This is a genomic window from Streptomyces sp. NPDC014894, from assembly GCF_043080985.1.
Taxonomy (GTDB): domain Bacteria; phylum Actinomycetota; class Actinomycetes; order Streptomycetales; family Streptomycetaceae; genus Streptomyces.
Map to the genome: position 1 here is coordinate 1 of NZ_JBIBWD010000040.1, position 6,904 is coordinate 6,904.

A 6,904-nucleotide genomic window follows, 5' to 3' on the forward strand; every position below is an offset into this window, starting at 1 on the left:
GCCCCCACCAACTCCACCAACGACGAACCCGGAACCACACCATCCGTGTCATTCCACCGCTCCACCACCAACGACCGCTCAGCCTCACCCAACACCTCAAGACCACTCAGACGCCCGCCCGGATCCGCCGCCATCCGCCCCAACAACAACAGCAACCGGTCCAGCACACCCTGCGCCTCATCAGCACCGAACACATCCGGCCGATAGTTCAACCGCATACCCAGACCACCGATCGACCCCGCCACCAAACCCAGCGGGTAATTGATCGATTCCTGGAATCCGGCGCCCACCACACGCAGACCGGGCGGGCCCGGGAGTTCGGCGACGTCCTCCGACGAGTCCTGACCGCTCAGACCGGAGGGGAAGTTCTCGAAGGCCATGATCGTGTCGAAGGACGCCCCGGCGCCCGCCAGCCGCTGCACCTCGCTCAGACTCAGGAACTGATGGTCCAGCAACGCCGACTGCTCCGCCTGAAGCCCGGACAACAGCCCCGCCACCGTCTGCCCCGGATCCAGCCGCACCCGCACCGGCACCGTATTGATGAACAGCCCGAGCATCGACTCCATCCCCGGCAACTCCGCCGGACGACCCGCCACACTCGCCCCGAACACCACATCACGACGGCCCGTCAACGTCCCCACCAACAACGCCCACGCCGCCTGCACCACCGTATTCATGGTGACCCCATGCTCCCGGGCCAACTCGGTGAGAGCGTCGTTCAGCTCCGCACTGGCCTGGACGGTGACCAGTTCTCCGTGGACGGGAGCGGCGTCCCGGTCCACCGAAGCGATGAGGGTCGGCTCGTCGGCGCCGGCCAGCGCCTCCCGCCACGCGTCCCGCGCCGCTTCCTTGTCCTGCCGGCCCAGCCACTCCAGATAGTCCCGGTACGGAGTCACCGCGGGCAGCCCGCCGGTGTGGCCCCCGGCCTCGTACGCCGTCCACAGCTCCCGCATCAGCACCGGCAGCGACCAGCCGTCCAGCACGATGTGATGCAGCGTCACAACCATGCGGTAGCGGTCGTCGGCCACCTTCACCAGCAGAATGCGCAGCAGCGGCGGGACCGCCAGATCGAACCGGCGGGCGCGCTCCTCCACGCCGAGCCGGTCCACCCCGGCCAGCGCCTCGGCCTCGGCCAGGGCCGACAGATCCTCTTCCCGCCAGGGCAGGGTCACCTCGCGGGCGATCACCTGCACCGGCTGGTCCACCCCCGGAAGCTGCCGGAAGCCGGCCCGCAGACTGGCGTGCCGGGCGAGCAGCGCCTGCCACGAGGCCCGCAGCGCGACCGCGTCCAGCGGGCCTTCGAGCCCCAGAACCATCTGCTCGACGTACACGTCCGTGCCCTGCTCATCGAACAGAGCGTGGAACAGCAGGCCCTCCTGCAACGGAGATACCGGCCAAACATCCTCGACTCGCATCTGAGTCATCGTGCTCCCCCCTCGTTAGCGAGTTCGGTCTCAAGTTCGTCGATCTGGTTCTGGTCGAGCGTGATCAGAGAGAAGTCGGACGGGGTGTGACCGCCGCTGCCGGAGCCGGAGGTGTGGGTGGCGAGGCCGGTCAGCATCGCCGCCCAGCCGTCCGCGAGCGCCTGGACGGACGATTCGTGGAACAGGGCGGCGGGCCAGGCCAGGGTCAGGGTGAGTCGTGGCCCTTCGGGGAGGTCATGGACGACGCCCAGGACCTCCAGGGCGTGCGGTACGGGGTACTCCCCCGTCATGCCGCCGTCGGACTCGCTCTCATCGGCCGGCGACCAGTCCTTCGCCGCTCCCGGTGCCGCGGCCGCGGCCGGGAATCTGCCGAGGTAGTTGAAGCCGATCTGGGCGGTCGGCAGCGCGGCGAGTCCGGGTGCCGTCTCCGGGTTGAGATGACGGAGCATGCCGTAGCCGAGGCCGTCGTCGCCCGGGACCGCGCGGAGCTGCTCCTTGATGTCCTTGACCGCGCGGCCCGCGGCCGGGCCGCCCGCCCGGAGTCCGGTGAAGTCGCTGGTGCGAAGGCTCAGCCGTACGGGGTTGCTGCTGGTGAACCAGCCGACCGTGCGCGACAGATCATCGCCGTCGGCGAGCGCTCCTCTCCCGTGACCTTCCAGATCCACCAGGATTCCGGCGGTCGCCCGCCCCTGTTTGCGCCGCCATTCGGCGACGGCGGCCGTCAGCCCGGTCAGCAGCACATCGTCGATTCCGGTGTGGAAGGCCGCCGGAACGCTGGTGAGCAGCCGGGTCGTCGTGTCGACCGGGACGCGCACCGACAGCCGGCGCATGGTGGCCTCCAGGTCTCGCGCCGGGTCGACCGGTTCCGTGCTGAGCAGCGGATCCGGTCCCTGTCCCCGGAGGAGGTCCGCCCACTGAGGCAGCTCCGCCGTCCGCTTCTCGCCGCCGGCGTGGGCCCGCAGCGCACGGGCCCAGTGGCGGAAGGAGGTCGGCGCGGTCTGGAGTACGGGATCGCGCGCGTCCGCCAAAGCCGTGTACGCCTCGGTCAGATCCGGGATCAGCAGCCGCCAGGAGACTCCGTCCACCACGAGGTGGGCGACGACGGCGAACAGCCGCCCCTGCCGGTCCGGCCCGGCGTCGAACCAGACGAACTGCGCCATCACCCCGGCCGCCGGGTCGAGCCTGGCCCCGGCCGCCCGCGACTGATCCGCGATCAGCCGGCGCAGTTCCGCTCCCCGCACTCCCACCGCGTCCACCCGGCGCAGCCAGGCGCCGACCGGCACGGTCCCCGCCTCGGGGACGATCAGCCGTCGCCGGGCGCTGTCCGTCACCTCCAGGCGGGCGCGGAGGATGTCGTGGTGGTCGACGAGTGCCTGTACGGCTCCGGTGAGCACTCCGAGGTCCAGCCCGGCCGGGGCCACCAACAGCGCCGACTGGACGGCCTGGCCCGCGCGGTCGACCCCGACGCGGTCCAGGAGTTCATGCATCACCGGGGTCAGCGGCACCTCGCCGACGGCGCTGTCCCCTTCGGCGGCCGTCGCGCCGCCGGTCGCGACGGCGACAACGGCCAGATCCTCGGGCGCCGGCCGTTCGAAGACCTGACGGGCGGTGATGACCAGCCCGGCCTTGCGGGCGCTCGACACCAGCAGCATCGACATGATCGAGTCGCCGCCCAGCTCGAAGAACGAGTCGCCGACCCCGACCTCCTCGATGCCCAGCACCTCCGCGTAGAGCGCGCAGAGCGTCTCTTCCACCGGGGTCGCCGGTCGTCTGCCGTCCCGGACGGCGAGTTCGGGTACGGGGAGCGCGGCCTTGTCCAGCTTGCCGTTGACAGTCAGCGGCAGGGCGTCCAGTACGAGGACGGCGGCCGGGACCATGTACTCCGGGAGCCGCTCACCCGCGTACTCGCGCAGTGCCGGTATGTCGACTTCTCGACCGATCGCAGGTACGGCATAGGCGACCAGCTTCTTGTCACCCGGCCGGTCCTCGCGGACCACCACCGCGATCTGTCCCACGCTCTCGTGCGCGGCGAGGACCGACTCCACCTCCCCCGGCTCCACCCGGAAACCGCGGATCTTCACCTGCTCGTCCGCACGCCCCGCGAACCACAGCTGACCATCAGCAGACCAACGCGCCAGGTCGCCGGAGCGGTACATCCGCCCGCCGAACGGACTCGCCACAAAGCGTTCCGCCGTCAGATCCGCCCGACCCGCATAGCCACGCGCCAGACCGTCACCGGCCACATACAGCTCACCCGTCACACCGACCGGAACCGGCTGAAGGAAGTCGTCCAGGACGAACACCTTCGCGTTGCCGATCGGGCTGCCGATCGCCGGAGGCTGATCCTCCGCCGACATCCCCGGGTCGAGCGGAACAGCCGTGGTGATGACCGTGGCCTCGGTCGGACCGTACGTGTTCCACACCCGGGAACCCGCCAGCCACCGGCTCGCCAGATCGGCGTTCAACCGCTCGGCGCCCAGCACCCAGTTCCGCACCCCCGGCACCGACGACGGATCCAGCACACCCAGCAGCGACGGCACCACACTCGCGACCTCGACCCCCGACGCACGGATCATCTCCGCCAGCGCCTCGGGCTCCGTCCGCTCCTCACTCGACGCGACCGCCAGCACTCCGCCCGCGGCGAGCGTCACCACCACATCCAGCACCGCCGCGTCGAAGCTGAACGACGCGAACTGAAGCGCCACCACACCCTCGGCCACGCCCAGGACCGGTCGCATCACCTGCGCGAGGTTGGCGACCCCGCCGTGCGCGACCGCCACCCCCTTCGGCCGACCCGTCGAACCCGAGGTGTAGATGACGTACGCCAGCTGCTCCGGACTCGTCACCGTCCGCAGCGGGGCGGCCGAAGTCTCCTGAACGTCCTCAAGGCGCAGTACGGGTACGTCAATTCCCGCAGGCTCGGTGTCCGCGCTGGTGAGCACCAGCACAGCGCCGCTGTCGGCGACCATGTACGCCAGCCGGTCCGCCGGGTACTCCGGATCCAGCGGTACGTACGCCCCGCCGGCCTTCCACACCGCCAGCAGCGCCACCACCATCTCCACCCCGCGCGGCAGGCACAGACCCACCACCCGCTCCCGACCCACACCGGCCTCGATCAGCACCCGCGCCAGCCGGTTCGACCGCTCGTCCAGCTCCCCGTACGACAGCACATCCACACCGGACCGCACCGCCGCAACGCCCGGCGCCGCCGCCACCCGATCCGCGAACAGCTCCAGGAAGGTCCCCGCCTCCACCGGCAGGACCGTGTCGTTCCACTCCGACACCACCTGAGCCCGCTCGACCTCGTCCAGCACCGCGATCTCGCTCAGCCGGACATCCGGATCCGCGGCGACCTGCTCCAGCACCCGACCCAGACGAACCGCAAGACCCTCCACCGTCGCAGCGTCGAACAGATCCGTCGCGTACAGAATCCCGCCACCGATACCAGCCGGAGCCCCATCCGCGTCCCGCTCCTCAGCGAGGGTCACGGAGAGATCGAAGCGGGCGGCCAGCCCGGACGAGGGCGGCAGGGGGGCGACCTCCAGGCCCGGCAGCTCCCAGCGCGCCTCCGGCACGTTCTGGAGTGCGAGCATCACCTGGAACAGCGGATTCCGGGAGAGGGACCGCACCGGGCTCAGTACATCCACCAGCCGCTCGAACGGCACATCCTGATGACCGTAGGCGGTGAGATCGGTGTCCCGGACCCGGGCCAGCAGCTCGGCGAACGTCGGATCCCCGCTCACGTCCGAGCGCAGCACCAGCGTGTTGACGAAGAACCCGGCCATCCCGTCGAGCGCCGCGTCGCCGCGGCCCGCGATGGCCGTGCCGATCGGGATGTCGTCCCCGGCGCCCATCCGGGAGAGCAGCACGGCCAGCGCTGCGTGTACGACCATGAACATGGTCGCCCGGCCCCGCCCGGCCACCTCCACCAGCCCGGCGTGCGCGTCCGCGTCCACACGGACCGGGACCGAGCTGCCTCGGAAGGTGGACACCGCCGGCCGTGAACGGTCAGCGGGAAGGGCGACCTCTTCCGGCGCTCCCGTGAGGGTCTCGCGCCAGTGCCGCAACTGCACACTGACCAGGCTGTCCGGGTCTTCGAGGTCGCCGAGGACCTCGCGCTGCCAGAGCGCGTAGTCGGCGTACTGCACCGGCAGCGGCTCCCAGCCCGGAGGGCGGCCGCCGCGCCGGGCCGTGTACGCCACCCCGAGATCACGGGCCAGTACGCCCATCGACCAGCCGTCCACCGCGATGTGGTGCGCCACGATCAGCAGCACAAACTCCGAAGGGCCGGTTATCAGCAGCGAGGTCCGCCAGGGCAGATCCACGCTCAGGTCGAAGCCCTGGGCCGAGTGGGCGGCGAGCGTCTCCTCCGCACCGGCCCCGGCGGACTCCACGACCTCCAGCCGCGGCCGGCCTGCGGAGCCTTCGAGGATCTCCTGCCGGGGAGCGCCGTCGGTCTCCGGAAAGACGGTCCGCAGGCTCTCGTGACGGTCCGCGACATCGCCGAGCGCCGCCTCCAGCGCGGCGATGTCCAGCTCGCCCGACAGCCGGAGCGCGAGCGGCAGATTGTAGGCGGCGTCGGCTCCGGAGTCGGTCTCCTCCAGCCGGTTGAGGAACCACATCCGCTGCTGGGCGTAGGACAGCGGCAGCGCCTCCGGCCGCTCCCGCCGGGCCAGCGGGACTTGGGCGCCGTCGTGGCCGCCGTCGATCAGCCGCGCCACTCCGGCGACCGTCGACGTGACGAAGAGATCCTTGATCCGGACCTCCGTGTCGAGCACGGCACGGGCGCGGGCGATCAGCCGCATGGCGAGGAGCGAATCGCCGCCCAGGTCGAAGAAGGACGCCTCGGCGCCCACCCGGTCCAGGCCGAGCACCTCGGCGAACAGGCCGCACAGCACCTCCTCCACCGGAGTCGCCGGGCCACGGCCGCCGGCCTGCGCCGCGAACTCCGGCGCGGGCAGCGCGGCCCGGTCCAGCTTCCCGTTCACCGTGACCGGCAGGGTGTCCAGCACCATCACCGCCGCCGGAACCATGTACTCCGGCAGCCGCTCGCCGATGTACTCCCGCAGTGCGGTGGCCGCGTGGGAGTCCGCACCGGCCGCCGGGACGACATACGCCACCAGCCGCTTCTCCCCCGGCCGGTCTTCGCGGGCGATGACGGCGGCCTGGTTCACACCCTCATGCCCCACCAGAAGCGCCTCGACCTCACCCGGCTCAACCCGATACCCACGAATCTTCACCTGAGCATCCACACGCCCCCCGAAAACCAACTCCCCCTCCCGCGACCACCGCGCCACATCACCCGTGCGATACATCCGCACACCCGGCACGAACGGACTCGCCACAAACCGCTCAGCCGTCAAATCCGGCCGACCCCCATACCCACGCGCCAGACCCGCACCCCCCACATACAACTCACCCGACACACCCACCGGCACCGGACGCAAAAACCCGTCCAACACCCACACCCGCGCATTCCC

Annotated in this window: 2 protein-coding genes; both read right to left on the reverse strand. The window is 71.0% G+C overall.

Features of this window, described 5'->3' with window-relative positions; translation table 11 throughout:
- Window positions 1-1,415 (reverse strand): condensation domain-containing protein (locus ACF089_RS35760; protein WP_392036378.1); only part of this gene is annotated, 1,415 nt, incomplete at its 3' end.
- A gap of 5 nt (window positions 1,416-1,420) precedes the next feature.
- Window positions 1,421-6,739, reverse strand: a complete 5,319-nt coding sequence (locus tag ACF089_RS35765; RefSeq protein WP_392036381.1) for an amino acid adenylation domain-containing protein — start codon at window positions 6,737-6,739, stop codon at window positions 1,421-1,423.
- Window positions 6,740-6,904: the final 165 nt, after the last annotated feature.